This is a genomic window from Hyphomicrobium sp. CS1GBMeth3 (genome assembly GCF_900117455.1).
In the GTDB taxonomy this organism is placed as follows: Bacteria; Pseudomonadota; Alphaproteobacteria; order Rhizobiales; family Hyphomicrobiaceae; genus Hyphomicrobium_C.
The window spans coordinates 422,790-449,024 of sequence record NZ_FPHO01000003.1; the positions used below are offsets into that span (position 1 = coordinate 422,790).

At 62.1% G+C, this 26,235-nt stretch carries 21 protein-coding genes, 1 tRNA gene and 1 pseudogene; 11 read left to right on the forward strand and 12 right to left on the reverse strand.

Annotation, left to right across the window (positions count from 1 at the left end):
- Nucleotides 1-14 precede the first annotated feature (14 nt).
- Complete coding sequence (locus CS1GBM3_RS09285) at nucleotides 15-3,149, forward strand: efflux RND transporter permease subunit (protein WP_083567818.1); 3,135 nt, start codon at nucleotides 15-17, stop codon at nucleotides 3,147-3,149.
- A 438-nt stretch (nucleotides 3,150-3,587) separates the two neighbouring features.
- Here the strand turns inward: CS1GBM3_RS09285 and CS1GBM3_RS09290 are convergent.
- Nucleotides 3,588-4,103, reverse strand: a pseudogene (locus CS1GBM3_RS09290) (DUF1214 domain-containing protein); the annotation flags it as partial.
- Between CS1GBM3_RS09290 and CS1GBM3_RS09295 the strand changes: the two are divergent.
- The 7 genes from CS1GBM3_RS09295 to CS1GBM3_RS09325 all read left to right on the forward strand — a co-directional run bounded on the left by CS1GBM3_RS09295 (nucleotide 4,091) and on the right by CS1GBM3_RS09325 (nucleotide 10,091).
- A complete protein-coding gene (locus CS1GBM3_RS09295; protein WP_171946450.1) occupies nucleotides 4,091-4,492 on the forward strand; it encodes an MFS transporter in 402 nt (133 codons plus the stop codon). The pseudogene CS1GBM3_RS09290 and the gene CS1GBM3_RS09295 overlap by 13 nt on opposite strands.
- Nucleotides 4,493-4,671: 179 nt before the next feature.
- A complete protein-coding gene (locus CS1GBM3_RS09300; RefSeq protein ID WP_072394823.1) occupies nucleotides 4,672-5,463 on the forward strand; it encodes a DUF2189 domain-containing protein in 792 nt (263 codons plus the stop codon).
- Nucleotides 5,464-5,546: 83 nt separating this feature from the next.
- Nucleotides 5,547-6,416: a cytochrome c oxidase subunit II gene (locus tag CS1GBM3_RS09305; RefSeq protein WP_072394825.1), complete on the forward strand. Its 870-nt coding sequence runs from the start codon at nucleotides 5,547-5,549 to the stop codon at nucleotides 6,414-6,416.
- Nucleotides 6,417-6,463: 47 nt separating this feature from the next.
- Nucleotides 6,464-8,227 carry a cytochrome c oxidase subunit I gene (locus CS1GBM3_RS09310; RefSeq protein ID WP_072394827.1) on the forward strand — a complete coding sequence of 588 codons (1,764 nt, stop codon included), beginning with the start codon at nucleotides 6,464-6,466 and terminating at the stop codon, nucleotides 8,225-8,227.
- Nucleotides 8,228-8,238: 11 nt separating this feature from the next.
- Nucleotides 8,239-8,952, forward strand: a complete 714-nt coding sequence (locus tag CS1GBM3_RS09315) for a cytochrome c oxidase subunit 3 (protein ID WP_072394831.1) — start codon at nucleotides 8,239-8,241, stop codon at nucleotides 8,950-8,952.
- A 15-nt stretch (nucleotides 8,953-8,967) separates the two neighbouring features.
- A complete protein-coding gene (locus tag CS1GBM3_RS09320) occupies nucleotides 8,968-9,690 on the forward strand; it encodes a heme-copper oxidase subunit III family protein (protein ID WP_072394833.1) in 723 nt (240 codons plus the stop codon).
- A 20-nt stretch (nucleotides 9,691-9,710) separates the two neighbouring features.
- Nucleotides 9,711-10,091 carry a cytochrome C oxidase subunit IV family protein gene (locus CS1GBM3_RS09325; protein ID WP_244534607.1) on the forward strand — a complete coding sequence of 127 codons (381 nt, stop codon included), beginning with the start codon at nucleotides 9,711-9,713 and terminating at the stop codon, nucleotides 10,089-10,091.
- 10 nt (nucleotides 10,092-10,101) lie between these two features.
- Here the strand turns inward: CS1GBM3_RS09325 and CS1GBM3_RS09330 are convergent, their stop codons facing one another.
- Nucleotides 10,102-11,025, reverse strand: a complete 924-nt coding sequence (locus CS1GBM3_RS09330) for a DUF2189 domain-containing protein (RefSeq protein ID WP_083567385.1) — start codon at nucleotides 11,023-11,025, stop codon at nucleotides 10,102-10,104.
- Nucleotides 11,026-11,813: 788 nt separating this feature from the next.
- Nucleotides 11,814-11,906 (reverse strand) — tRNA-Ser (locus tag CS1GBM3_RS09340).
- Nucleotides 11,907-12,082: 176 nt separating this feature from the next.
- Here CS1GBM3_RS09340 and CS1GBM3_RS09345 point away from each other — a divergent pair.
- A complete protein-coding gene (locus CS1GBM3_RS09345) occupies nucleotides 12,083-12,718 on the forward strand; it encodes a hypothetical protein (RefSeq protein ID WP_072394839.1) in 636 nt (211 codons plus the stop codon).
- Between the two features lie 707 nt (nucleotides 12,719-13,425).
- On the opposite strand, the gene CS1GBM3_RS09350 is transcribed toward CS1GBM3_RS09345, so the two are convergent.
- The 6 genes from CS1GBM3_RS09350 to uvrC all read right to left on the reverse strand — a co-directional run bounded on the left by CS1GBM3_RS09350 (nucleotide 13,426) and on the right by uvrC (nucleotide 20,051).
- Complete coding sequence (locus CS1GBM3_RS09350; protein ID WP_083567387.1) at nucleotides 13,426-14,775, reverse strand: N-acetylmuramoyl-L-alanine amidase; 1,350 nt, start codon at nucleotides 14,773-14,775, stop codon at nucleotides 13,426-13,428.
- Nucleotides 14,776-14,989: 214 nt separating this feature from the next.
- Complete coding sequence (locus tag CS1GBM3_RS09355; protein WP_072394841.1) at nucleotides 14,990-15,460, reverse strand: molybdenum cofactor biosynthesis protein MoaE; 471 nt, start codon at nucleotides 15,458-15,460, stop codon at nucleotides 14,990-14,992.
- A gap of 8 nt (nucleotides 15,461-15,468) precedes the next feature.
- Entirely contained in the window at nucleotides 15,469-15,759 is a 291-nt protein-coding gene (gene moaD / locus CS1GBM3_RS09360; protein WP_072397375.1) for a molybdopterin converting factor subunit 1, read from the reverse strand.
- A 20-nt stretch (nucleotides 15,760-15,779) separates the two neighbouring features.
- Nucleotides 15,780-16,370: a CDP-diacylglycerol--glycerol-3-phosphate 3-phosphatidyltransferase gene (pgsA, locus tag CS1GBM3_RS09365; RefSeq protein WP_072394843.1), complete on the reverse strand. Its 591-nt coding sequence runs from the start codon at nucleotides 16,368-16,370 to the stop codon at nucleotides 15,780-15,782.
- A gap of 317 nt (nucleotides 16,371-16,687) precedes the next feature.
- A complete protein-coding gene (locus tag CS1GBM3_RS09370; RefSeq protein WP_072397376.1) occupies nucleotides 16,688-17,599 on the reverse strand; it encodes a methylene-tetrahydromethanopterin dehydrogenase N-terminal domain-containing protein in 912 nt (303 codons plus the stop codon).
- 436 nt (nucleotides 17,600-18,035) lie between these two features.
- Complete coding sequence (gene uvrC, locus CS1GBM3_RS09375) at nucleotides 18,036-20,051, reverse strand: excinuclease ABC subunit UvrC (RefSeq protein ID WP_072394845.1); 2,016 nt, start codon at nucleotides 20,049-20,051, stop codon at nucleotides 18,036-18,038.
- Nucleotides 20,052-20,241: 190 nt separating this feature from the next.
- Between uvrC and CS1GBM3_RS09380 the strand changes: the two genes are divergently transcribed.
- Nucleotides 20,242-21,204 carry a hypothetical protein gene (locus CS1GBM3_RS09380; protein ID WP_072397377.1) on the forward strand — a complete coding sequence of 321 codons (963 nt, stop codon included), beginning with the start codon at nucleotides 20,242-20,244 and terminating at the stop codon, nucleotides 21,202-21,204.
- A 35-nt stretch (nucleotides 21,205-21,239) separates the two neighbouring features.
- On the opposite strand, the gene CS1GBM3_RS09385 is transcribed toward CS1GBM3_RS09380, so the two are convergent.
- The 3 genes from CS1GBM3_RS09385 to CS1GBM3_RS09395 all read right to left on the reverse strand — a co-directional run bounded on the left by CS1GBM3_RS09385 (nucleotide 21,240) and on the right by CS1GBM3_RS09395 (nucleotide 25,025).
- Nucleotides 21,240-22,586, reverse strand: coding sequence for a glucosaminidase domain-containing protein (locus tag CS1GBM3_RS09385; RefSeq protein ID WP_244534608.1), 1,347 nt, complete (start codon nucleotides 22,584-22,586; stop codon nucleotides 21,240-21,242).
- 15 nt (nucleotides 22,587-22,601) lie between these two features.
- Entirely contained in the window at nucleotides 22,602-23,975 is a 1,374-nt protein-coding gene (locus CS1GBM3_RS09390) for a glucosaminidase domain-containing protein (protein ID WP_072394849.1), read from the reverse strand.
- A gap of 318 nt (nucleotides 23,976-24,293) precedes the next feature.
- Nucleotides 24,294-25,025: an SDR family oxidoreductase gene (locus CS1GBM3_RS09395; RefSeq protein ID WP_072394851.1), complete on the reverse strand. Its 732-nt coding sequence runs from the start codon at nucleotides 25,023-25,025 to the stop codon at nucleotides 24,294-24,296.
- Between the two features lie 444 nt (nucleotides 25,026-25,469).
- Between CS1GBM3_RS09395 and CS1GBM3_RS09400 the strand changes: the two genes are divergently transcribed.
- A complete protein-coding gene (locus CS1GBM3_RS09400) occupies nucleotides 25,470-26,213 on the forward strand; it encodes a TorF family putative porin (protein WP_072394853.1) in 744 nt (247 codons plus the stop codon).
- Nucleotides 26,214-26,235 lie beyond the last annotated feature (22 nt).

Below are 26,235 nucleotides of genomic sequence, written 5' to 3' on the forward strand. Positions count from 1 at the left end.
CTCCTGAACACGCCATCTCGCGCGGCAATCTTTCGGCGTGGGCGGTTGCTCACCCGGCCCTCGTCCAGTTCCTCATCATCGTGTGCTCCGTCGCCGGGCTCGTGAGCTATTTCAACCTTGGCCGGGCCGAAGATCCGTCGTTTGCGATCAAGACGATGGTCGTCACAGCCGCATGGCCCGGTGCCACCGCCGAGGAAATGCAGGATCAGGTGGCCGACAAGCTCGAGAAGCGCCTGCAGGAGCTCGAGCTGTTCGACTTCGTGCGCACCTACACCCGCCCAGGCGTGACCGTCATCCAGGTGCAACTCAAGGACACGGCGCGTGGCAAGGAGGTCGAAGACTCCTGGTACCAGGTCCGCAAAAAGCTCGACGACAGCCGCCCCACGCTACCGCAGGGCGTACAGGGCCCATTCTTCAATGACGAGTATGGAGACGTCTATTCGGCGGTCTACATGCTGTCGGGCTCCGACGTCTCGCTCGCCAAGCTCAAGGATTATGCGGAGATCGTCCGTCAGCGCCTGCTGCGGACTGACGGTGTTTCCAAAGTCGACATCGTCGGCGTGCGCGATCAGCGCATCTTCATCGAATTTAGTCACGCCAAGCTCGCAACCCTTGGCATCACGCCCCAGACGATTTTCGACAGCGTGGCACGGCAGAACGCCGTCACGCCGGCCGGCACCATCGAGACCAGCGCTGATCGTATCGACGTGCGGGTAACCGGTGCTTTCAAGGGCGAGGCCGCCATCGCGGAGGTACCGATCGAATCCGGCGGTGCCACGTTCCGGCTCGGCGATATCGCCACCGTCAAGCGCGACTACGAAGATCCACCCAGCAGCATAGTGCGCCACAACGGGACGGAAGCCGTCGGCGTCGTTGTTGCGGTGGCCAAGGGTGCCAACGTGCTCGAGCTCGGCGAGCGGCTCAAGGACGCGATCGCAGACGCCAGGACGCAGGTACCGACCGGCGCCGAGATCGACCAGATCACCGATCAGCCACACGTCGTCGAGGAGTCGGTCAGCGAGTTCCTGCGCTCGTTCATCGAGGCCCTCGCCATCGTGATGGCGGTCAGCTTCATTTCGCTCGGATGGCGCTCGGGTCTCGTGGTTGCCACATCGGTGCCGCTCGTGTTGGCGGTCGTCCTCGTCGTCATGAACGTGGCAGGACTCAATCTGGACCGCATCACGCTCGGCTCGCTCATCATCGCACTCGGCCTCCTGGTCGACGACGCGATCATCGCCGTCGAGATGATGGTCGTAAAAATGGAACAGGGCTGGAGCCGCATCCGGGCAGCGGCCTTCGCCTGGGATTCGACCGCATTCCCCATGCTGACCGGCACGCTGGTGACGGCCGCCGGCTTTCTGCCCGTCGGCATCGCGCGCTCAACCGCTGGCGAATATGCCGGCAACATCTTCTGGATCGTCGGGCTCGCGCTCGTCGTCTCGTGGATCGTCGCCGTTTTCTTTACGCCCTATATCGGCGTCAAACTGCTGCCGAATCTCACCAAGCACGCAGCCTCACACGGAGCGCACGACATCTATGATACACGGCTCTACCGCGCTTTGCGCAGGGCCGTTGGCTGGTCCGTGCGGTTTCGCTGGGTCGTCATAGCGCTCACGCTCGGCGCGTTCGGCGCGTCCATCGCCGCCTTTACCCAAGTACAGCAGCAGTTCTTCCCAACCTCGTCGCGCCCCGAGCTCTTCATCGAGATCCGCATGCCGGAAGGCACCTCTATCGGCGTTACCGAAGCAGCGGCCAAAAAGGCAGAGGCCCTCATCAAGGACGACTCGGACCTCGACTATTACACCACCTACATTGGCGAAGGATCGCCACGCTTCTTTCTGGCATTGAACCCCGTGCTGCCGAACGAGAACTTCGCCCTGATCGTGATGATGACCAAGGGCGCGGAAGCCCGCGAGCGGCTGAAAGCCCGGCTCGACACGCTCGTCTCCGACAACGTCATTCCGGAAGCGCGGCTCAGGATAGACCGTCTGAACTTCGGGCCGCCGGTTGGTTTCCCCGTGCAGTTCCGCGTACTCGGACCGGACAGCGACAGCGTGCGGGCCGTCGCCGATCAGGTACGCACGGCCATGCGGGCCAATCCGAACACGCGCGACGTCCAGTTCGACTGGAACGAGCAAAAGAAATCAATCCGCCTGGAGGTCGATCAGGATCGTGCCCGCTCGCTCGGTCTCACGCCGCAGGACATCGCACAGACGCTCGAGACGCTGCTCTCTGGCTATACGGTGACCGAATACAAGGAAGGTATCGAGCTCGTCCCTGTCGTGGCACGCGCCATTCCACAGGAACGCCTCGGGCTCGGCTCGTTCGCGGACCTTACCATTCCTACGCGGTCGGGCCAGGCGGTGCCGATCTCACAGGTGGCACGGGTGCACTACGAGTTCGAGGAGCCGATCCTGTGGCGGCGCAATCGCGACGTCGTCCTGACAGTACGTTCGGACATTGCGCCTGACGTGCAAGCCCCGGACGTCACGGCTCAGATCCAGCCTGCTATCGACGAGATCGCGGCTTCGCTGCCGCCCGGCATGCGGATCGAGGTCGGAGGCGCAGTCGAAGAAAGCGCGAAGGCAAACGCGGCGCTGTTCAAAATCTTTCCGCTGATGTTTCTCGCGATGCTGACCATTCTGATGCTGCAGCTTCACAGCTTCTCGACGCTCTTCCTGGTCTTCTCGACGGCGCCCCTCGGCCTCATCGGCGCAAGCTTCTCGCTGCTCGCGTTCGATGCTCCGTTCGGCTTCAACGCGCTCCTGGGGCTCATCGCGCTCGCCGGCATGATCATGCGTAACACCGTCATCCTGGTCGACCAGATCGACGCCGACGTAGCGGCAGGCCTGCCGCGTTGGGATGCGATCATCGAATCGACGGTGCGCCGTTCTCGCCCCCTCGTACTGACGGCACTGGCCGCCATCCTGGCCATGATCCCGCTGTCGCGCTCCGTCTTCTGGGGACCGATGGCGATCACGATGATGGGTGGCCTCCTAGTTGCCACGATCCTGACGCTGCTGTTCGTGCCAGCTCTTTATGCAGCGTGGTTCAGGGTGCGCCGACAGAAAGAAGACGCTCCTCTCTTGCTGCCGCCGGCCCGAGATCTGTCGGCCTCGCCCTCGCCTCCTGCACTCGCGGGCGCTTAGCGCCTGGCGACAAGCGAAGCGGATATTCTCCGCTTCGCAAAAACGTTGGAGCCACAAGCGAATACCTTCGATCGATAAAATTCGATCCGGTTGCTTCGGACCTCGTTGAGGCAAATCCGCTAGGCGTTGCCGCTCGTTCCCGCGGTCGCCTGACCCGATGCTGGATTTCTTCACCCTCTATATCGTGATCGTGCTTATGTCGTTCGCCCTGGCCGGGATCTGGGGAACGATAATCTTCAGCTATCGGGATTTCCGGCCCGCATATATTTGGCTGATCGCCTGTCTGTTCACGGGGCTCGGTGGGCTGGTGTTACCGGCCCAGCATTTGGACCCAAAGCCCCCTCCCGGCCGCGACCGGAAACGGTCTTTGGCGCGCGCCGCGTCTATGGCCTTGCAGGCGGATGGCAAGTCGCCCTTGCCGCAACGGAGATCAGGATATCAGCCCTTCCCTTCGCCGCTGCTGGCACCCTCCACCGATGTTGAGCTGACAGGCTGAGACTCGGGAAATTTCCAGCTTCCATCCAGAATCTCGGCCCGCGGGCGGTAGAGGCGCACCGTGTAATTCCACCCCGCCATGATCGGCAGACAGTTCGGGATCTTGCCGTCGCAGCCACCGAACTGGATGTCGATCGCGCCATCGGTGCTCTTCTCGGCTGTAATGTTGTTGAGCGTGTAGGCATTGTACGGGTTCTTCTCGTAGTAGCCGTCCGCGTCATAGAGGCTGACGGACCAGAAGCCGTCGACCGGTACGTCTGTCACTTCGAGTTTGTAGACAGTTGTCCCATCGTTCTTCTTCGGCGTGATGTTGAGATAGATTGCGTCCTTCTCGGGATTGCCGCCCCAGGCGGCCGCACTCCCGATCAGGTGCCGTATCGGATCGACCTGATCCTTAGCACCAAACGCCTTCCTGAAGTCGGGCAGGGTCGAGCTGAGAATGAGAAGTGCGTCGCGCACCAACGCTCTCAATGGCGCTGATCCTGCTCTTGCTCCGCGCCACCCTCTCGCAGGCGGATGCATCGATCCGATCGGCATACTTGACGGCAATCGTGGCCGAGTACGAGCGCCCTACCGCGGCGGCTATCACGTCGGTGTCGTCTCGCTTCGCGGCATCCGCCGGCCCAGCCGTGGGCGGCGCACTTCTCGCCACCTCGTTTCGCGGATGGCAGCTCGTCATCTGCGGCGCTCTGAAAATCGTCTACGACCTGTTGCTTCTCCTCGAGTTCCGGCACGTGAAACCGCCCAAGGACGCGAAGGACATGCGCGGTTCCACCGTTCCGCAGGGCAGCAGCCGCCCTTGGCCACCGGATTCGAATTCACTGCCGCGCTCGGCCGGAAATAACTGATGGTGGCGCGTGTTTTTGCGTTCTGAGAGGAACCGAGCTCGAGGCTGGATTGATACAAACAGTCTATCGGTGTAGTATCATTGAACACTGAAGACCTCCGATCTGATGAGATCGGTGGCCGTACTCGGTTTCGCCCCTACGAACGTGACTGCTCAAACGAGTGGCTGAGGGGACTGGATATGACGAGTCGGAAGTCAGACATCACTGATGTCGTAAACCTCGCCCACCCGCATGTCCGTCGGATTGATCCGACGGATCTCGTAGAAGCCTTGACCAAAGGCTTCGACGACTTCATCGCCATGCCGACCTTTTCGTTCTTTCTTGTCATCGTTTACCCTGTCATCGGCCTCATCCTGTTCTGGCTGACGTTCGGCCTCGACATGATGCAGCTGGTTCTTCCACTCATGACGGGCTTCGCATTGATAGGCCCACTGGCTGCGATCGGGCTCTATGAATTGAGCCGGCGCCGCGAGCAGGGTCTCGACATCTCTCTCGCCGCTTTGCAGGACATCCATTTCCCGTGCATTCGGGGGATTGTTGCACTCGGTATCGTGCTCCTGGGGTTATTCTTCTTCTGGCTGGTTGCAGCAATGGAAGTCTACCGCCTGAGTTTCGGCGACTGGGTACCGCCCTCATTTGCGGAGTTTGCTGCCCAGGTTCTCACGACACCTGCCGGCTGGACGCTGATCGTCGTTGGCTGCTTCGTCGGTTTGATCTTTGGCATCGTGGCGTTTTCCATCAGCGTCGTGTCTATCCCGCTGCTTCTGGATCACGACGTCGACTTTGCAACCGCCGTTGAAACGTCGGTAAGAGCGGTACTTGAGAATCCGCGCACCATGGCGATGTGGGCTCTCATCGTTGCAGGCGCTCTGTTGGTCGGGTCGCTGCCGTTTCTTGTCGGTCTTGTTATCGTATTCCCGATACTCGGGCATTCGACGTGGCATCTCTATCGTGCGGTTGTCGAAGCATGACACTGCACCCTGAAAAAATCGGAGACGAAGCAAGAGCCTTTTAGCCCGCTTTGTCGGGCACCGAGAGGCAAGGATGAAACCGAATGACTATAGCGCTGGTATTGATATTGGTCGTTGTCGGCTCGGTGCTGTTCCATGTCTGGAGCCCGTGGTGGTGGACGCCGATCGCCTCGAACTGGCGCTATATCGATGACACGATCCTGATCACGTTCTGGATCACCGGGATCGTGTTCGTCGCCGTCGTTCTGTTCATGGCGTACTGTCTCATCCGTTTTCGCCACCGGCCCGGTCAGAAGGCCATTTACGAACCCGAGAACAAGAAGCTCGAGTGGGGGCTCACCATCGCCACGGGCGTGGGCGTCGCAGCCATGCTCGCCCCTGGCCTTTTCGTGTGGAACCAGTTCATAACCGTGCCGGAAGATGCGACGGAGGTCGAAGCGCTCGGCCAGCAATGGCAATGGAGCTACCGCCTGCCCGGCAAGGATGGCCGGCTCGGCATGTCCGGGACGCACAACGTCAGCACCGATAACCCGCTGGGACTCAGCTCGCATGATCCCAACGCCAAAGATGACATTGTGATCGAAGGTGCCGACCTGCACCTGGAAATCGACAAGCCCGTGAAGCTTTTGATGCGGTCTGTCGACGTGATCCACAATTTCTACGTCCCTGAGTTCAGGACCAAGATGGATATCGTGCCTGGGATGGTGACCTACGTTTGGTTTACGCCGACCAGGACCGGGACATTCGAGGTTTTCTGCGCCGAGTTCTGCGGCACTGCACACTACGCCATGCGCGGCAAGGTGGTTGTCGACACCGAGGCGGACTACCAGACGTGGCTCAGTCAGCAAAAGACGTTCGAGAGCCTGACGGCGGAAGCCGCGCATACCAAGACCGCGGCCGTTGGCGAAGAGCCAATGGACCAAGGCGAAAAAACAACGGGAGCGAAACGGTGAGATTTCAATGACGTAAGTCTCACCACCAAACGCGAGGAGGCATTCTGATGGCCGACGTCGCACGTGGCGCATACGAAGGTATCCGTCCCGCCGAGGTGCCGGAGGTCGAGCTTTATCACCCCAAGAGTTGGTGGACGACCTACGTCTTCTCGCAGGATGCCAAGGTCATCGCGATCCAGTACGCGACCACGGCAATGGCTATCGGCCTCGTAGCTCTCGTTCTGTCGTGGCTGATGCGCATCCAGCTCGCCTACCCCGGCGTGCTTCCGTTCATCGATGCGCACTTTTACTATCAGATGATCACCATGCACGGAATGATCATGGTGATCTACCTGCTCACGGCGCTGTTCCTAGGCGGCTTCGGCAACTACCTCATCCCCTTGATGGTGGGGGCGAGGGACATGTCGTTTCCCTATGTCAACATGCTGAGCTATTGGATCTACTTGCTCGCAGTGCTCGTCCTGGTGGCGAGCTTTTTCGTGCCGGGAGGGCCGACGGGCGCCGGCTGGACGCTCTATCCGCCACAAGCAATCCTCGCCGGGACTCCAGGCGGACAGGAGTGGGGCATCATCCTGATGCTCTCGTCGCTCATTCTGTTCATCATCGGCTTCACCATGGGCGGCCTCAACTACGTCGTGACCGTGCTCCAGGGGCGTGCGCGCGGAATGACGCTAATGCGCATGCCGCTGACCGTGTGGGGAATCTTCACGGCAACTGTGATGGCGCTCCTTGCATTTCCTGCTCTGTTCGTCGGCGCGGTGATGATGTTGTTCGACAGGCTTCTCGGCACCAGCTTCTTCATGCCGGCCATTGCGCAGATGGGAGAGCAACTGAACACCAGCGGCGGCACGCCCATCCTGTTCCAGCATCTCTTCTGGTTCTTCGGGCATCCAGAGGTCTACATCGTGGCATTGCCGGCCTTCGGTATCGTATCCGACCTGATCGCCACGCACGCCCGCCGCAACATATTTGGCTATCGCATGATGGTGTGGGCCATCGTCGCCATCGGCGCCTTGAGCTTCATCGTCTGGGCGCATCACATGTACGTCAGTGGCATGGATCCCTATTTCGGCTTCTTCTTCGCCACGACCACGCTCATCATCGCCATTCCGACGGCCATCAAAGTCTACAACTGGGTGCTGACGCTATGGCGCGCCGACATCCACCTCACGATACCGCTATTGTTCGCCGTGGCGTTCATCGTCACGTTCGTTAACGGCGGCATTACGGGTCTTTTCCTGGGCAACGTGGTCGTGGACGTGCCGCTCTCGGACACCATGTTCGTCGTCGCGCACTTCCATATGGTGATGGGTGTGGCGCCCATCCTCGTCGTGTTTGGGGCGATCTACCACTGGTATCCGAAAATCACGGGGCGCATGCTGAACAATGCGCTCGGGCACATTCATTTCTGGGTCACCTTCGTCGGCGCCTATGCCATCTTCTTTCCTATGCACTACGTGGGCCTCATGGGCGTGCCGCGCCGCTACTTCGAGATCGGCGAGACGGCGTCCAACCTGCAGTCCGCCGTGGAGCTCAACCAATTCATCACCCTTGCGGCATTGATCGTGGGCGCCGCGCAGATGGTGTTCTTGTTCAATCTCATCTGGAGCTACTTCTATGGCAAGCCCGCGGGCGGAAATCCGTGGCGCGCGACGACGCTCGAATGGCAGACGCCGGAGACGCCACCGCCGCACGGCAATTGGGGCAAAGAGTTACCGGTCGTCTATCGCTGGGCCTATGACTACAGCGTGCCGGGTGCGCCAGAGGATTTCATTCCCCAGAATCAGCCACCCGCTCCTCAGGCCGCATAGGAGGAGCCCGAATGAGCATCACCCTCCTCTTCGTGGCAGTCGCGGGCGCCGTAGCCTTCTGGTGGCTGTGGCACCAGGGCTTGTTCGGCAAGCCCTGGCTCGAGGAGGGTGCGCCAAGCGACCTACGAGGTATGAGCACTACATCTCTGCCGCCTGCGAAAGTCGGGCTCTGGGCCTTTCTTGCCATCGTCAGCGCGCTTTTCGTGCTGTTGATCAGCGCCTACACCATGCGAATGCCGATCGGCGACTGGCTGCCTCTTCCCCTGCCGAGGATCTTGTGGTTCAGCACGGCCATGTTGGTCCTGGGCAGCATCGCGCTCTACGCGGCAGAGCGTTCCGCGCGCCAGGGGTGGATTGAGGGCATGAGAGCCGGCGTGCTGGCAGGCGGCGGCACAACCCTCCTCTTTCTCATTGGACAGCTTCTGGCATGGCGGCAATTGATGTCCGAGGGCTATTTCCTGTCGGCAAACCCCGCTAACGCCTTCTTCTATTTGATGACCGCACTGCACGGGCTGCATGTGGCAGGCGGGCTCGTGGCGTTGGGGCGGACGACGGCCAGAGTATGGGTCGACGACGATCAGGTGGAGATGCGCGAAGCATCGCTGAGCGTCGAGCTCTGCGCCACGTACTGGCACTTTCTGCTCTTTGTCTGGCTCGTCCTTTTCTTCCTCTTGGCAGGCTGGGGAGGCGAATTCCTCGCCATTTGTCGCCAACTGCTCACCTAGTCGAGGGTCGCCGCGATGGTCGAAACAGCGTTGAGCAATACAAAGATCGACGGAGCACAGCTAAGCGGCTGGCAAGGCGTTGCCTCCGATTGGTCTTCGGACCAGCGAGCGTTCAAGAACGTCTCCTGGGGGAAGGCTATGATGTGGATCTTCCTCTTGAGCGATACGTTTGTCTTCAGCTGCTTCCTCATCGCCTACATGACGGCACGCATGTCGACGGTCGTTCCGTGGCCAAATGCGAGCGAGGTCTTTGCCCTGCAGATAGGCGGAGAGAACTTCCCCCTCCTCCTCATCGCCATCATGACCTTTGTCCTCATTAGCAGCAGCGGAACGATGGCAATGGCCGTCAACTACGGCTATCGCCATGACCGCAAAAAGACAGCCATTCTAATGCTGGTGACGGCGGCTTTCGGCGCGACGTTTGTCGGCATGCAAGCCTTCGAATGGACGAAGCTGATCATGGAGGGTGTGCGGCCTTGGGAGAACCCCTGGGGTGCGGCTCAGTTCGGCTCATCCTTCTTCATGATCACGGGCTTTCACGGCACGCACGTCACATTCGGCGTAATTTTCCTGCTCATCATCGCCCGCAAGGTCTGGCGCGGCGATTATGACGTCGGTGCTCGGGGATTCTTTACGAGCCGCAAGGGCAACTACGAGAGCGTCGAGATCATGGGTCTTTATTGGCACTTCGTCGATCTCGTGTGGGTGTTCATCTTCGCCCTGTTCTATTTGTGGTGAGAGGCAGCATGGAACAAGCAGTGACACACACGATAGCCACGGCACACGTGCCCGCTCACGAAGGCACACAACAGCACCCGATCAAGCTCTATCTCGTGGTCTGGGGATGGCTGTTCGTGCTCAGCGCGTGCTCGTATCTGGTCGATTACTTCCAGCTGCAGGGCTATCTCAGGTGGTCCCTGATCCTGCTATTCATGATCGTGAAGGCTGGCTTGATCGTTGCCGTATTCATGCACATGGCATGGGAGCGGCTGGCGTTGATCTATGCCATCTTGGTCCCGCCCGTGGCAGTGCTCGTGTTCGTCGCCATCATGGCGTTCGAATCCGACTACACACTCTTCACCCGACAGCACTTCTTTGGGCCATACTCCCAAACTGACATTGCGCCTCCCGCACACTGAGCATGGAACGTCAGGTCGCCACGACCTTGCGGTAGAGATGCCAAGTCGAATGTCCGAGCAACGGGAAGACGACGGCGAGGCCGAAGAAGAAGGGCAGAGAGCCTAACAGAAGGGCCGTGGCGACGATCAAGCCCCAGACTGCCATGGTCACGGGATTCTCGAGCACCGCTCGGACGGATGTCCGCACAGCGGTCGCCGCACCAACATTCCTGTCGACCAGCATGGGGAACGATACGACGCTGATCACGAGCACAAGGGCGGCGAAAACAAAGCCGACGCCGTTGCCTACCAGGATCAACTGCCAGCCGGCCTGCGTGGTGAGAACCTCATTCAAGAACTCGCCGACAGAGGCTGGTACCGCGGACCCGAAGATCTGTTGGTAGATGAGCTGGGCCACGGCAAGCCAAGCGAAGAAGATCGCCATGAGCGCCACGCCCAACACGAAAATAGAACCGAGCGAGGGGAGGTGAAAGACATCGAAGACGTGCGAGGGCGACGCGTCGAGACCGAGCTCGCGGCGCCGACTCAACTCGTAGAGGCCAACGGCTGCAAACGGGCCGACGAGCGTGAACCCCGCGAGCAGCGGGTAGACGAGCGGCAGCACCTCGTAGCCAAACGAGAGCCTGAATAGAATGATCCCGATGATCGGATAAATGATGCAGAGGAAAATCGCGTGGCTCGGAACGGCTGCGAAGTCCTCCCAACCCTTTTTCAGCGCATCCCTTAAATCCGCCAATCCGATAGTGTTGATCGCTGGCTCGCCCGGCCGCCATATAGCGGACGCTGGCCAATGGAGATCCACGCCCGGATAGGCTTCGACCGGCCCGGCCGGAGTTCCCGTTACGATGTGATCGAGGGCCTCGGCGGCGGCACGCTGCCGATCTTCTGGAAGAACACCAACTCGGGCAATGGCTTGTTCAAGGACCTTCAACATGACACCGCTCCCGTTACCGGTTACGAGCTGGCGCAAGATCTGAGTGTCGCTTCTAGCGCTCATCAATGCGCCGAGCAGGCCTGGCGACCCTGTCGATGGCCTAAGGTCACCATCACACCGTAAAAAACTACTACTAGTATATCAGATCTGCGGGCTGACGCAGCCCATCTCTCTGAAATCTTGCACTAAAGATGAAAGCGCAAACCTGAGATCACGCCTACTTAGAGGCCAGCAGTCAGCAGCAGGCCGGCGCCGACCGCGACAAGCGCGAGCCCTGGCCACACGGCCCTGATTCCAAATCCTTCGGCGGGATTTATCGGCTCGAGAGTGTTGGCGGGTTTGTCGGGAGGAAGCCGTTTTCCGCCACTCAACCGGTGCCGCCGTAGAGGCTGATATGCCATGTACACCAAACCTACGAGAATTAGCACCGCACCGAGTAGTATGCTCGTCATGCTTGCCTCCTAAAGCTCGCCCGCGCTTATTCTTTCCCGTTGGCCGAGGTCTCAGCTACTTGAAGGGCACCCACCAAGGCAACAGTGGTCGGATATCTGGTCTCGACGCCAAGCTAAGGTTCTATATGGGCCATGTGTGGACGGCTCCGGGGCTGTCAAGGGATCGGGTTCGTCTAGTGCGAGCGGAACCATGTGTTCGGCCCCTCAGGGGTATGGTCCGAGCCCTATCTCGCGCGCTGAGCAACGCTCATCAGACACAACAGACACTAAGTGACTGGAATATCTGGCCAAAGATCGACACAGATCAACGTGGACAGACAGCAAGCTAGATGGAGTTGGCGGAGACGAGGGGATTCGAACCCCTGATACCCCTTTAGAGGGTATAACGATTTAGCAAACCGCCGCCTTCAGCCTCTCGGCCACGTCTCCGGGAAAGCACCCGTATAGAGGCGACCTCCTGCGTTGGCAAGCACAGGCCGGCCTTCGCAAAACCCCCTGCCCTAGGATCTCGGTTCATTGGTTTGCCACAGGTTCGTTATAAAGCAGACTGACGATCCTGGGCTCGCATCGGTTCCGGCGCCGGCGGGCTCACGTGGGAGGTCACCATGTTGAAGCGTTCGCATGCCCTGATGGGCAGCCTCTGGCTGCTCTTGCCGACAGCAGACGCGGCGCTGGCGCTGGAGTACTGCGTCACCTGCGTCGGGCCACCCGCCATCTATCGCTGCGTGATCGAAGGCACAGAGGACGGCCCTGGTCGTGATCAGAGCGCCTCCTTGCATTGTATCTCTCAGATGGCAAAGCGCGGCGGCCACGAGACCTGCTCTGCTTCGCGCGGAGCGCCATTCCCCTGCCCCGGCCTGACGTCGGTGGTGACAGAGCCGCGCGCGCTGCCGCGGGATATTCCATCACCCGACGAGGCCGGCCTCGAGCAGCCTCATCCCGCAGAGGCCACGGCAAGCGATCCGGCCGAGCCTGCACCCCCTGCCAAGAAGAAAGTGCCGCGCACGATGGAGGAGCTGGCCGGCGATACAGTCAGATCGTCCCAGCAAGGGCTCAAGACCGCAGGCGACGCCATTGGCGGCACCGCAAAGAAGGCTGGCGAACAGATCGGCAACGCGGGAACGGCACTCGGAAGCGCCGCGACCCAAACTTGGACCTGCATCACATCACTCTTCAGCTCTTGCAGCAACGACGAGACGGTGTCCGAGGCGCCCATCGTCGATGACGCCACCGCCAACTGAGTCAACGCGGCCACGCCCCGTAAATTTTACGCTGGCACCGGCTTCGCTTAGCACGAATCGTTTAACTTCTAGGTCGTGGGGGAAGAACTTGCCTCGCCGGGAATGTGGGCTTGCTGCTCGCGTTTCTGCAAAGTGCATGCGTCAGAGCCTGGGGACTGGCGTCCTTTGAGCACTCTGAGCTTTTACGACCTAACAGCTGGTCGCCGAGCCCAGCGGAACGCGTGGCAGTCCCGGACGGAGCTGCCAGAGGGAGCGTTCCGAGGGCCCGCATTGCACCGCCCAGTTCCGTCCAGGACCGCCGCGTCCTCCCGAACCTCATCAGCACCGTCGTCGTCTCGCTTCGCCATCCCCGGCGAAGGGAGAGGTGTGTCGCGGCTGATGCCGGGTGCAGACAGGACACGGCCCCAACTCGAAGATGGAGTGCACTATGCTGAAGCACCTTCGTCACTGGTCCACCGACGCGACCCGACCAGGGAGCGACATCCACGCCCGTGAGCTTCGGCACGAGATGGATTGGAAATTTGTACTCCTTTGGCGCCTCAAACCTCCGCATCCTCCAAGTAGAAACTGATTGAGCTTTAGCCGGCAGGGCGTGCGACCCGGAAGCCGGCCAGAAAAACCAGAGGCCGGTCCCGCGAGGGACCGGCCTTCTTGTTTCCTGGCAGCAATGAAGCGAGATCTTTCAGACGCCAGACCGCCTCAGGCGATTACATCGGAAGCCGCGCGATCTGGTTGCTGAAGTAGTTGTCGACCGCCGTCATGATCGAATCCGAAACCTTGTCGCGCCACGCATCCGAGCTCAAGAGCTTGGCATCCTGCTTGTTCGTGACGTAGGCAAGCTCGATCAGAACCGACGGGAACTGCGCCGTCTTGAGCACGCGGAAAGCCGCCTGCTGGTCCGGCTTGGCGCGCATCTCCGTACTGGCGCCCATATACTCGATGACCGAGCGCGTGAAGACGCTCGTCCGCTCCTGAGTGACTTCCACTTCGCGCCCGGCGAGATCGGCAAGTATATTGCGCACCGCGGAGAGATCGTTCCCCACGCTGGCCTGCTCCATCGTCTGGACCTCATCCTTGGTCAGAACCGCGCCCTTCGCCTGACCTTTCGCCGAGCGCTGCAGCGCATTGGCCACGTTCTGGCGTAGCGAGTAGATGGTGGCGCCGCGCGCCTGCGAGTTCTTGCCGGCATAGTCCGCATGCACGGCGATGAACAGGTTCGCCTTGTGCGCCTCGGCAAATTCCTTGCGCTTGTCGAGATCGACGAACTCGTCCTTGTCGCGTGTCAACAGAACCTTGTAGCGCCCGCTCTGCTCGAGCTTCTGTTTAAGCCTGAGACTGAAGGCCAGCACGACCTCCTTCTCGACGACGCCGTTTTTCATGGCGCCCGAGTCATGCCCGCCGTGGCCCGGATCGATGACGATGATCGGCTTGAAGGCGCGCGCCGCCATTTCATCGGGACGCAGCGCCGGCATGGGCAGCGGCGGCTGCACGTCGATAGCGCCGAGCGATGACAAGGATGCGGTCTTGATCGGCTTCTTCGCGGCGACATTGGCCGGAGACACCGGCATGATGTCGAGCGCCAGGCGATGCCCCTTCCCGTCCTCGGACGCGACGATCTCGGCACTTTCGACGATGACCGGGCGGATGACCTCGATCACAACGCGGGACTTGCCCGGAGCGGAACGCCCGGCATGGAACGACTTCACGAGGCCGACGGCAATGTTTTCGTCCGGCTGCGGGGGAAGCCGGAGCGCCGTTTCAGCGATGTCGACGATCACGCGGTTGGGGTTGGCGAGCGAGAAGACGCGGTATTCGACCTCTTTCGGAAGGCCGATCAGGAAGCGCGTGTGGGTGACGTCGCCGCCGAGCGTGGCAGACGGGGCAGGTGCGGCCAGCGCGACTTTGGTCTGGGCGGATTTGGACTTGGCGGCGGAAACGCCTGACTTTGCTGGCTGCACCCGGCTGCCTTCCGCAGCCGGAACGGCGTGCGGAATGGCGAGCGCGAAGAGCGCACAGATGAGCTGCGGCGCACTGCGCCGCAAAAGTCCAATCGACATCGTTGTGTGACCCCCGTCTACGCAACACTGTCCTTTGGCGGGACGGTCATTAAATATCCACAGAAGATGGCGTTTTGCAGGACGCCATCCGCCAATTTTATGGATCGATAAAGGTTAAGGAAGTTCTAACCACCCCGTGCATGAACGAGGTAATTACCATTAAAATATCAGAGATTCAACAGCGTAAGAGGGCGGACTAAAATATTGGATACGGTTACTTTTGGGTTGCCGAGCCCGCCCAGCGGGCGATTGCCTCACCATCCGTCTCACGCGCGTCGACCCACGTTTGGCCCCCGTCCGCGAACGTCTCCTTCTTCCAGAACGGCGCCCGGGATTTCAGATAGTCCATCAGGAATTCCGCAGCGGCGAAGGCGGCTTGCCGGTGGGCCGAGAGGGCGATGACCAGCACGATCGGGTCGCCCGGCCTGAGCTCCCCATAGCGGTGAACAACGAGGCAATCGATGAGATCGAACCGCTCTCGCGCCTCCCCCTCGATACGGGCAAGCTCGGCTTCCGTCATCTGCGGATAGTGTTCGAGCGTCAGAGAGGCGAGCGGGCGCCCACCCACGTCCCCGCGCACGAGCCCGGTGAACGTGACGACGCCGCCAATGTCGAGGCGACCCTCGGTCAGCGCCGCGACCTCGGCCGCCGCATCGAAGGCCTCGCGCTGCACCCGCACCGCCATATGGCCTCCTATCCGCCCGTGACGGGCGGAAAGAACGCGATTTCGCGGGCGCCGGAGATCGGCTGGGCGGGCTTCACATGCACCTGATCGACCGCGGCCCGCACGACATCCGGGCGCTCGAAGGCGTTCGCGTACTCGGGACCCTGCTCTCTCAGCCAGCCCACCAGATCCCGCACAGTCGCGACCCCATCCGGCACGACGATACGCTCCTCGGCGCGCCCGACTTTCTCACGAACCCAAGCGAAATAGCGCACTGTGAGGCGCTGCCCGGCCGCCCCCGCGTTGGCGGGCTCTGTCATCGTTCCGTCCGGCACGGCTCTCATCCTTCCATGGCGCGGCGTATACCGGCCTTGAGATAGTCATAGCCGGTCCAAAGCGTAAGGACCGCCGCCACCCAGAGCAATATGATGCCGACGGCCGAGATGCCCGGCACAATGCGGTCCCCGGCCTCCCCCGCGATCAGGACCGCGAGCGCCACCATCTGGACCGCCGTTTTCCATTTGGCGAGCGCCGTCACGTGCACTTTGACGTTGAGCTCGGCCAGGAACTCCCTGAGCCCGGAAACCAGGATCTCGCGGCTCAGAATGATGACCGCCGCCCAGATCGAGACCCCGTCGATCGTACGATCGTAAACCAGCATCAGGATCGCCGCGCCGACGATGAGCTTGTCGGCGATCGGATCCAGCATGCGCCCGAGCGTGGACTGCTGCTCGAGGCGGCGCGCCAGATAGCCGTCGAGCCAATCCGTAATCGCCGCACCGACGAAAAGCCAGAAGGCGAACCACCGCCCCGCATCGCCCTGAACGTGCAGCAGACACGCAACAAGCGCCGGAACGGCCGCAATCCGCGCATACGTGAGCACGTTCGGCAGGTTTATCGCGTGAGTCCGGGTCGGGATGGGCGGATCCATGGCACCTAGGTAACACCATTGGGGCCAATACCAGTCAATGGGGTACGTTGCAAAGCGTCAACACCGCTTGCAGCAAGTGTGGCCAGGAATGATCACAACGGCCGAAGCAGCTTGTCCACTGACGAATTGTGGGGCAAATAATATATCAGGCCGTACGACCGAGTGTCGTCGCGGAAACGTCAAGCAGCCGCCGTACGTATTGCGTCGTCGACTGCTGGTCGGCAGCGCTCGAAATGTAGCCGCGTATCTGGGAGTCGAGCGCACAATGGAGCGGAGCTGGAGCGAGACGCTCCTGCTCCGCTCTTTTCGTTTCAGCGCTAGCGTCGAGTGCGCGCCGGGCGCTTCTTGGCGGGCCGGCGCGGCGGAGACACGATCTCGCGCGCTAGGTCGAAGGCGTCCCGGAAATCGAGAGCGAGCGGCTGGGCCGCCGCCTGCATGCGGCGGAAAAGCCCCGCCTGCGTCTTGTACTTCACGTCGCCTATGGCAAGGGCCCCAACGCCAAGCGTGCTGCATCCGGGTAGCGGCGCGCCATTCATGAAGAGATCCATGCCTTCGACGCCGTAGGGCGCGACCGCGTTCACGTCGGCCGCCACCAGAAGAGATGGTGCGCGGGCGATGAGCCGCCGCGGCAGCACGTTGACACCCGCCGGCCCTGCGCTGAGCGCCACGTCCGACACAGCGAGGATCTTGGCCTTGAGCGTTTCCGTCTGACCCGCAACGGGCTCGAGCGTCACATCGAAGCGCTCCTTGGCAAACTGAGCCAATGCGATGAGCGGCTCGACGGTGTCGTGCGCAACGATGCGCACCCTGGCCCCCTCGCGCGCCGCGATCACGGCTGAAGCGAAGCCCACCACGCCCGAAGCGCCGAACACCGAGATGCGGAGCCCTTTGAGGTTGTGTCCGAAGCGGCCCTTCAGCAGGCGTTCGACAGAGGCCATCATCGCCGCTGCCGTCGTGAACGATCCGCCGGGATCGGCGAACACGGACACCTCGAACGGCGGCACCATGGCCGCGCGTGCCGCGGCCATCATGTCGAGCGCAAGCTTGATATCCTTGCCGCCGATGAAAACGCCGGTGCACGCCTTAGGTGGGCGCGAGAAAATCGCGTCCTGCACCAACGCGCCCACATCGCCGACACCGACGCCATCGTAGGGCAGCACGACCTTGTAGCCGGAATCGATTGCCATATTGCAATCGAACGGGCTCATGAACTTTTGCGGCGAGAGCATGTAAAGAACGGGCAGCGACCCGGTCGCGGGCTCTTTTACAGCCGATTTGGCGCGCGACGCCGGCTTTGCCTGTTTCGGCTTCGCGGCCTTTACGCCGCGCGCGGTCCGCGTCGCGGTTGTCGCCGTCTGCACAACTGCCTTTCGGGCACGCGCACTCCGCGCGTCTCCGCTCCGCACAATCTCACTTGTACGCATCTCAACTGCCCCCCTTGGTGCCCTCGTGACGTGCCCAGCTCCCGGGCACACATGGGCACGGCGCGGCCTCATGCGTGAGCCGCCCGCCTTGATACCGCTTCGAATATGCTGGCGAAGTAGTTGATAAAGGATTTGAGCACAGGGCAGCAAAGAGATTGTTTCACAACAAATATTCAGAAAGATCGACCCAGCAGCGGCGAAGTCTGAAGAATGCATGAATGAAGACGCCCTGGCCGGGCCGTCAGACGCGCCGCTCGTGAAAGAAGTCGTAAATCTTTCGCGCCATCTCCTCCGAGATGCCGGCGACCGCCGCCAGGTCCTCGACGCCCGCCCGGGATACGGCCTTGGCCGATCCGAAATGCTTGAGCAGCGCCCGTTTGCGCGTCGGCCCGATGCCCGGAATCTCGTCGAGCGGATTGGCGCCCAGCGCCTTGGCCCGCTTCGCCCTGTGTGTCCCGATCGCGAAGCGATGCGCCTCGTCGCGCAGCCGCTGCACGAAGTAGAGCACCGGATCGCGCGGCTCGAGCATGAATGACGGCCGACCTGGCACATGGAAATGCTCGCGCCCCGCGTCGCGGTCAGGCCCCTTGGCTACACCGACGACAGCGATGTCATTGAGGCCGATCTCGGCCAGAACCTCACGCGCAACGGTGAGCTGCCCCGCGCCACCATCCACGAGCACGAGATCCGGCCGCTCCGGTAGCGCTTCCCCGAAGGCGGGCTCGTCCTCGACTGAAGCGCTTTCTTCCTCGGCTGCAACGTGCTCCCACAACGCCTCCGCCGGCGTCTCTTTTGGCGCCTCCGCCTCGTTCTCCGCCAGCCTCCGGAACCGCCGCTCGAGAACCTCGCGCATCATTCCGTAGTCGTCACCCGGCGTCAGCGTTTCAGAGCGGATGTTGAACTTGCGATAGGCGCTCTTCGCAAATCCATCGGCCCCTGCGACGATCATCGCACCCACCGCGTTGGTGCCCATGATGTGGCTATTGTCGAACACGTCGACGCGCCGCGGCGCACGCGCAAGCCCGAAGCGCTCGCCAAGGTGCGCCAGGAGCGTCCGCTGCGACGACGATTCCGCGAGCTTGCGCCCCAGCGCCTCGCGCGCATTGCTCAGCGCATGGTCGACAAGCCCAGACTTCACGCCACGCTGCGGCACCCGGATCTCGACCTTGCGATCCGCTTTGATGCACAGCGCCTCCTCAAGCAGAGCGCGGTTGGCGATGTCGTGCGAGAGCAGGATCAGCCGCGGCACCGGCTTGTCATCGTAAAACTGCGCGATAAAGCTATCCAGCACCTCCTCGACCGGCAGCGACCGGTCGGCCTTCGGGTAGTAGGCACGGTTGCCCCAGTTCTGCCCGACGCGGAAGAAGAACACCTGGATGCAGGTCTGCCCACCTTCCTGGAACGCCGCGAACACATCCGCCTCCTCGACGCCTTCCGGGTTGATCGCCTGCTCGGCCGTGACATGCGCCAACGCCCAGAGCCGATTGCGAAAGCGCGCCGCGCGCTCGAACTCGAGCTTCTCGGCCGCTTCCTCCATGAGCCTCTGATACATCTCGCGTACCGACTGGCTTTCACCCCGCAGGAAGCGCACCGCCTCGTCGACAAGCCGGCCGTAGTCCTCGAGACTGATCTCCCCGGTGCACGGCGCCGAGCAGCGCTTGATCTGGTAGAGAAGGCACGGCCGCGTCCGGCTTTCGAACACGGAATCGGAGCACGAGCGCAGAAGGAAGGCCCGCTCCAGCATGTTGATGGTGCGGTTCACGGCGCCGGCCGACGCGAACGGGCCGAAGTATTCGCCCTTGATCGTGCGCGCACCGCGATGCTTGAGGATCTGCGGCGCCCCCTGATCGCGGCGGATCAGGATATACGGAAACGACTTGTCATCGCGCAAAGTGACATTGAAGCGGGGCCGGAAGCGCTTGATCAGATTGGCTTCGAGCAGCAGTGCCTCGGCTTCGGTCCTAACCGTCACGAATTCCATCGAGGCGGTGGACTGGATCATGCGCAGCGTCCGGTTCGGCAACCCGGCGAGCCGCGTATAGTTTTGCACGCGAGCTTTCAGGTTCCGCGCCTTGCCGACGTAGATGACGTCACCCGCCGCATTGAGCATGCGGTAGACCCCGGGGCCTGTCGTCAGTGTCTTCAGATAGCCGGCAATCACCTCCGGCCCGGTGGCGGGCGGAGCGCTGTCCGCGCGCGCCGGCTCGGGCCGGACGGAGGCCGCCGGACCATCGTCTTTGGTAGAGGGGGTGGACATGGCCGGAACATTGGCGGCCGGAACGCGCCCGTCAAGCGGCCCGGAGCGAATTGCCCCGCCCGTTCGCCACAAAACCGCCTAGGACATCGCGGCCCTTGGCCCGGAATGGAAATAAGTGCCAGCTCGGGCGACCATTCCCCGGCTGGACGAGACTGCAGCAACCAAGGCACGTCCGGAGATGACGGCCACCATGCGTATCCTGATCGCTTTCTTTTCAGCCGTCCTCGCGCTGGCTCCGGCCCTGGCGCGCGACGGCGCTCGCAAACCGCCCCCGCTCGAGTTCCGCAAGTCCGAGCAGGTGCTCAAATGGATCAACGAATACCGCCGCTCGCCCGAGCCCGACCGGCTGCCTGAGGTCGTGCGCGCCATGGGCGATCTCGGCCTGTTCCGCGAGCTCGACTCGGCAGGCGTCTACATCGGCTTCATCGGCGGCGTGCTCGGCTCCAATCCGGACCGCGCCGAGCTTCTCGTCTCGCGCATCTTCCCCATGCCGCCCGAGGACCAGGTGGTGCTGATCCGCGCCATCGCCTACTCCGGCCTACCCGACTGGAAGAACCTTCTGCAGAAGTTCATCGAGCGCATGCCGGCCCGCATGGTGCTGATCCGCAAATATCTTTACGGCGACGGCAAGACGCTGGCCGAGCTGCCTGTCGATGAGGGCGCCTACGTCATCGATGCCCTCTGGGGCTACTATTACGCCACCGGCTATCACGAACCGATCCAGCGGATCGTGAGCGCACTGGCGCTCTCGACGGAAAAGAACGACGTCGAGAAGCTGACCATCGGCTCTATGGTCAAGTGGACGCTTGCCACCAACGCGTCGCGTGAAAAGGACCTGCTCGATATCCTGACGGCCGAGATGAACACGCAGCCTGCCGAGGTCAGAAAGCCGCTACGTGAGGTGATCGACGCTGCCGAGACTTTCGAAACCGGCAAGATCAGAAAAGATGCCCTCGCCGCCATCGAAGAGCTGAAGACGAAGGGCTCGCAGAAATCACGTGACTTCGCCTGGTGGGGTCAGGCCGGACAAACCGCCTTCGCCCTGGGCTGCGTCGGCGCCGCAGCAGGCGGCATGGTCGCGGCGGGTATTCCGTGCGTTGTCGGAGGCGCCATCTCGTCGGCTGCCCTCAAGTATCTCGCCCCCGAGCCGTAGCATCGGCAAGCGCTCGTCCAAGAAGCCTCTGTCGATCACTCCGGACAGTGCCGGCGTGCTTGAACAAGCGCCGCATCGCGTGACGGGAACGTGCCCAGCACCTCGCCGCCTTGTGCCCGCGAGGCGAGGAAGTTCTTGACCATGCTGTCCTCGAACCCGTCGAGCACCGACACCGCAATGTAGCGCACGTCGGCACCGGCCGACGACTTGACGAGTACAGTCGTCTCGCCGCCGTAGCGCGCCATCTCCACAACGCAGCGACCGGGCTTCACGCCGAGACCCGACGGAGGTGGAAGCCCCGGCCTGTCGTTCACCAGGAAACCGCCGACGGAGACGCCTGCGACCGCCATTGGCGCCTTCGCTGGCATCTCCTGAGGCTCATCGTTGCGAGTTCCGGGCACCGTCGCGTCCGCAAGGCCAGCCGGGGGTGAGAACAGCGCGAGGCGTTCCCCGGAGTCGTCACGAGCGGGTAGAGTTTCCACGCCGGCCGCCTGTGCAGGGGTCGGGGCGGGGATCACTTCCACTTCGGCCAACTTGGGTGGGACCGCCGCTGGCAAAGGTTTCGCAGCCTTGGCCTTCGATGCAGGTGCTTGGTCTGGGCGAGGAACATTCGCGGCGTTGGCCTGCTGTGTGCCGCGGCCCGCATCGGCCCCGCGGGCGGGCCGCTGCTGCCAGGGCAGAATTTCCGCCTCCTGCGGCACGTCGCGGCCCTTGCAGTACTCGGCGCGGAAACGTGACGCGACCCATTCGATGGAGCTGGCGTACTTGGGATCCACGGCCCAACGCTTCGCCAGATCCGAGAAGCGGACCGGGCGGTTCAGCTTGCGCGAAATCTCGAGAATGTGCTGCTGCTTGAGCGCCGTACGTTGCGCAACGGGCCGATCCACCCACTCGCCCGAATAGGCCACAAGATGCTGGATCTGCCCGAGCACCCCCGTCGAGACGTCTGGAAAACTGTCACCGGGCACGCCGCCACCGGTCGTCCCGATGCCCGCGAAATTGTTCTGCCGGGGATCAACATCACCCATGCGCCCGTTCGGGCGACGATAGGAGAGGAAATTGGTCTCGATCGCCATCTGGAAGAAGGCGTAATCCCAGCGCACGCCCCACTCCTCGCCATGACGCTTGTAGAACGAGGCGATGTTGCGGAAGCGCGGATCGAGGTTGCCGGTGCGCTGCTTGAGGAAGGCCATCAGCCGCTCGGGCGTGACGCAACGGGGCACGGCATTCTGCGCAGAAAGACGGATCTCTGGCAGCGCCGGCGCGGCAGACGTTGCGTGACCGCCCACCGTGACGAATGCCGCCAAGGCGGCCGCCATCGAAAGCGACCGCCGCATACCGGCGGGGTGCGGCGTCAAACTGATCATTTTGCTGAACACCACTGACATCTACTCCGATCAGCCTTCGGGGCAGAGTTCGAACGCTTTTTCCAGCGCCTGCGCCTGGCTTGAGAACTCGCCCACCGACTGCCCGCCCTTGGCGTAAGCGTTGATGTAGGCGTCCGCCTCGCGCTTCTCCGCGCCTTCGTTCACGTCAAGCACGGTGTAGTTGACCGTCTTGTCGGCCATGGCCTTGATGATGATGGCCTTGCTTCCGCCGTAGCTCGCCGTCCAGACACGGCACTTGCCGCTCGCCGCAGCGTCCTTCTTCTCAGGCTTCTTTTCAGCTTCCGGCTTTTTCTCTGGCTTCGTCTCGGCCTTCTTGTCGGCTCCAGCTTGCCCCGCGCCCTTCAGCGCGCCGGGGAGCGCCGCAACTTCCATCGACGATGCTTTAGCCTTGGCGCTGCTATTGGCATTGGCTTTCGCGTTGGCAGCGACATCCGCAGCGCCGACTTTCGCCGGCTGGGCGGGTGCGTCGGCTACCGGCTCCGGGTTGAGCACCGTAACCGGCGGTGTCATCGTGGCCGTCTGCTTCTGAGGAGATTGTGTCTGATTTTGCGAAGTAACGGCCGCCACAGCCGCAGCCCCCTTGGACGGCAGCGCATCATCGACGATGGCGGGCGCGTCAGGTGAACCCATGGAGGCACGCACGGCATCGCCGGGCGTCTGCTCGGACGCGGGTGCGCTTGCATCCTGCTGAACCGGCGCGCGTTTTTCAGAAAGCGCCTCGGTGCGTGATGCGACCACATCGAGATAGGGATCCGGCTCGCGGCACGGGCCATCGAAGAAACGGGTGGCGATGTTTGTCATATCAGTCGCGTAGCGACGGCTGCCCGGTGCCCACTTCCGCGCAAGCTGTGTAAACGTAATTGGTCCGCCGATTTGACGCTGCCAGTCGGTAAGAACGCCCCAGTCCTGAATGTTGCGGGTGCGCTCGGCCACGGGACTCTCGACCCGATCGCCCGAGTACATGACGAGATGCTCGATATGCGCGCGCACGCCTGTCGAGATATCTGGGAAGCGCTCGCCCCGGGCGCCTTTCCCGGTCGCACCGAGACCCGCGAAATTGTTCTGCTCGGCTTTGACGTCGCCACCGTAGGCCAGCGCGCCGGTCTCGAGGATCATCTGGAAGAAGGCGTAATCCCAGCGCACGCTAAGCGCCTCGCCGTGGCGCATATATTCGTGGGCTAGGCTCTCATAGCGCGGATCGAGCTTGGGGTTGCGCTGCTTGAGATAGACCGTAAGCCGGCCGGGCGTAGCGCAGTCCGCGACCTGGTTTGTTCCACTGGTCCGGATTGGAGGCAGATCGGCGGCACCGGCCGCCGCGGGACCGAAAAGCGACGCTGCAAGAAGCGCAACGCCGAAACGAGACGACCTAAGTCGGCAGGTCATAGGACACCCCAGTCTTGTACGCGGCGCCGGAAGCTGGGCCGACCTGATCCCCGACGATCAGCATTTGGCAGCCCGCATCCAACATCCCGTATTGCTTATCGCGGGTTGGCGCCCAGCGGTCCGGACAATTGTTCCTAGACCCTTAAGCTTAAGAGCTGGTTTACACACGACCCACCGACCCACCCCACTTAGTTACCCGTCGCCCAAGTTTGGGGCGCCAGTGGGGGGAGGAAAGGGAGGAATTGTGGCGCCAACGGATAGTCCGGGCGTTCCCGAACCCAGGCCGCGCTTGTCGCACCCCTGGATGGCCGGCTTGGCCTAGCCCCAGGTCAGGTGCTGCCCGCCATCGAGCGCCACCATCTGTCCGGTGAGCGAGGGCGAAGCGAGAATAAAGCGCACAGCAGCTGCGATCTCGTCCGGGGTCGGGCCACGGCCCAGCAGCGTCGAGTCTTCCTCGCGAGCGAAATCGGCGTCAGTCTGATGAATGCTCTTGAGCACGGGCCCGGGGCCGATGGCATTGACCCGGACCCGTGGCGCCAGAGCCTGCGCCAGGGTGCGGGTCGCCGTCCAAAGCCCGGCTTTCGAGATCGTATAGGAGAAGAAGTCCGGCGTGAGCTTCCAAACCCTTTGATCGATAATGTTGATCACGTTGCCGGTCGCGCCCTCTGGCAGGTTGAGAAACAAGGCCCTGGCGAGAAACACCGGCGCCTTGAGATTGATATCGAGGTGGGTGTCCCACGTCCCCGGCGTCACGGTCTCAACCGTATCCAGGAGAAACTCCGACGCGTTGTTGATGAGACAGATGGGCGTGCCCAACGCCTCGCGACACGCCGGGATGAGCCGCTCCACATCCGCCTGCGAGGCGAGATCCCCCGCCACAGCTACACCCGCGCCGCCGAGGCGCACGATCTCGGAGACGAGATCCTCGGCCTCTGCTGCCGACCGTCGGTAGTGCACGCACACCTTCCATCCGGCCCGCGCCAGGTCGAGCGCAATGGCGCGTCCGATGCGGCGCGCGCTTCCGGTGATCAGGACGGTGTGTGCGGACATGAAGCTATCCCGTAGGTGACGAGGGTCCCTATTTCACATATCGCACAAGTACGAGTCATGACGACGAGAACGGCCGAGCAATGAAGAATAGCTCTGCCAACATACTGTCTGCCATCAGATCTAGCGTACAAAGCGAGCAACCTGGCCGCAAAATTCAAGCATGATCAGACGCCTGATGCCCACCGCGCGAGCGTAACTTGAACAACTTATGATCATCTGCGGGCTTTCGTTGCCGCAACGCGACACAAGTCTCGAGAGCGCCGGCGGCCAAAGAGGTAACGCTTGTTGTCCCCGAGGATTTTAGCGCTCTATGACAGCTGAGTTGCATTGCACCAACAGGTGACACATTCGGACAACGCCCCCCTCTGGGCTGGCCGCGATTGGGAGCCGTCTTGGGCATGAGACTTTAGCGTGTGGGAACTTGAACTGGGGGTTAGAGATATAATGACGGCACGTACATTCATGAAATCGGTCGGCGTGGCGAGCGCAGCGCTCGTGGCTCTTTCCGTGCCCGGCTTTGCAAGCGACATCACGCCTCCGCCGGAGGGCCGAAAGTTTGAGTGGAACGTCACCGGCACGGTGACCAGCGACTACGTCTTCCGCGGCGTCTCGCTGAGCGACGAGGAACCGGCGTTCCAGGCCGCCATCGATGCCTCTTACGGCATCTTCTATGCCGGCGTCTGGGGTTCGTCGCTCGAAGGCGAGGGCTTCGAGCCCGTCGAGCTTGACTTCTACGCCGGCATCAAGCCGGCCCTCGGCCCTGTGACGTTCGATTTCGGCGTCGTCTACTACACGTACTTCTGGGGCAGCCCGAGCGACACCAACTACGTCGAGCTGAAGGCCGGCGCAGAGTTCTCGCCGATCACGAACCTGACGCTGGCGCCGGTGTTCTGGTACACACCCGACCAGGACAACTACGCCGAGACCTATACGATCGAAGGTACGGCTTCGTATGAATTCGCTGCCATCCGCGGTTGGACACCGACGATCAGCGGCCTTGTCGGCTACACCGAGTCGAGCGACGATGGCTTCTTCTTCGACGAGGACGATTACACCTACTGGAACGTAGGCCTGTCGCTCGCCTACGACAAGTTCACCTTCGACTTCCGTTACTGGGATACGAACCTGTCCGACGTGGATGAAGCTGATGAGCGCTTCGTCTTCACCGCATCGGTATCGCTCTACTGATCCGGAGCGCTCATAACGGAGC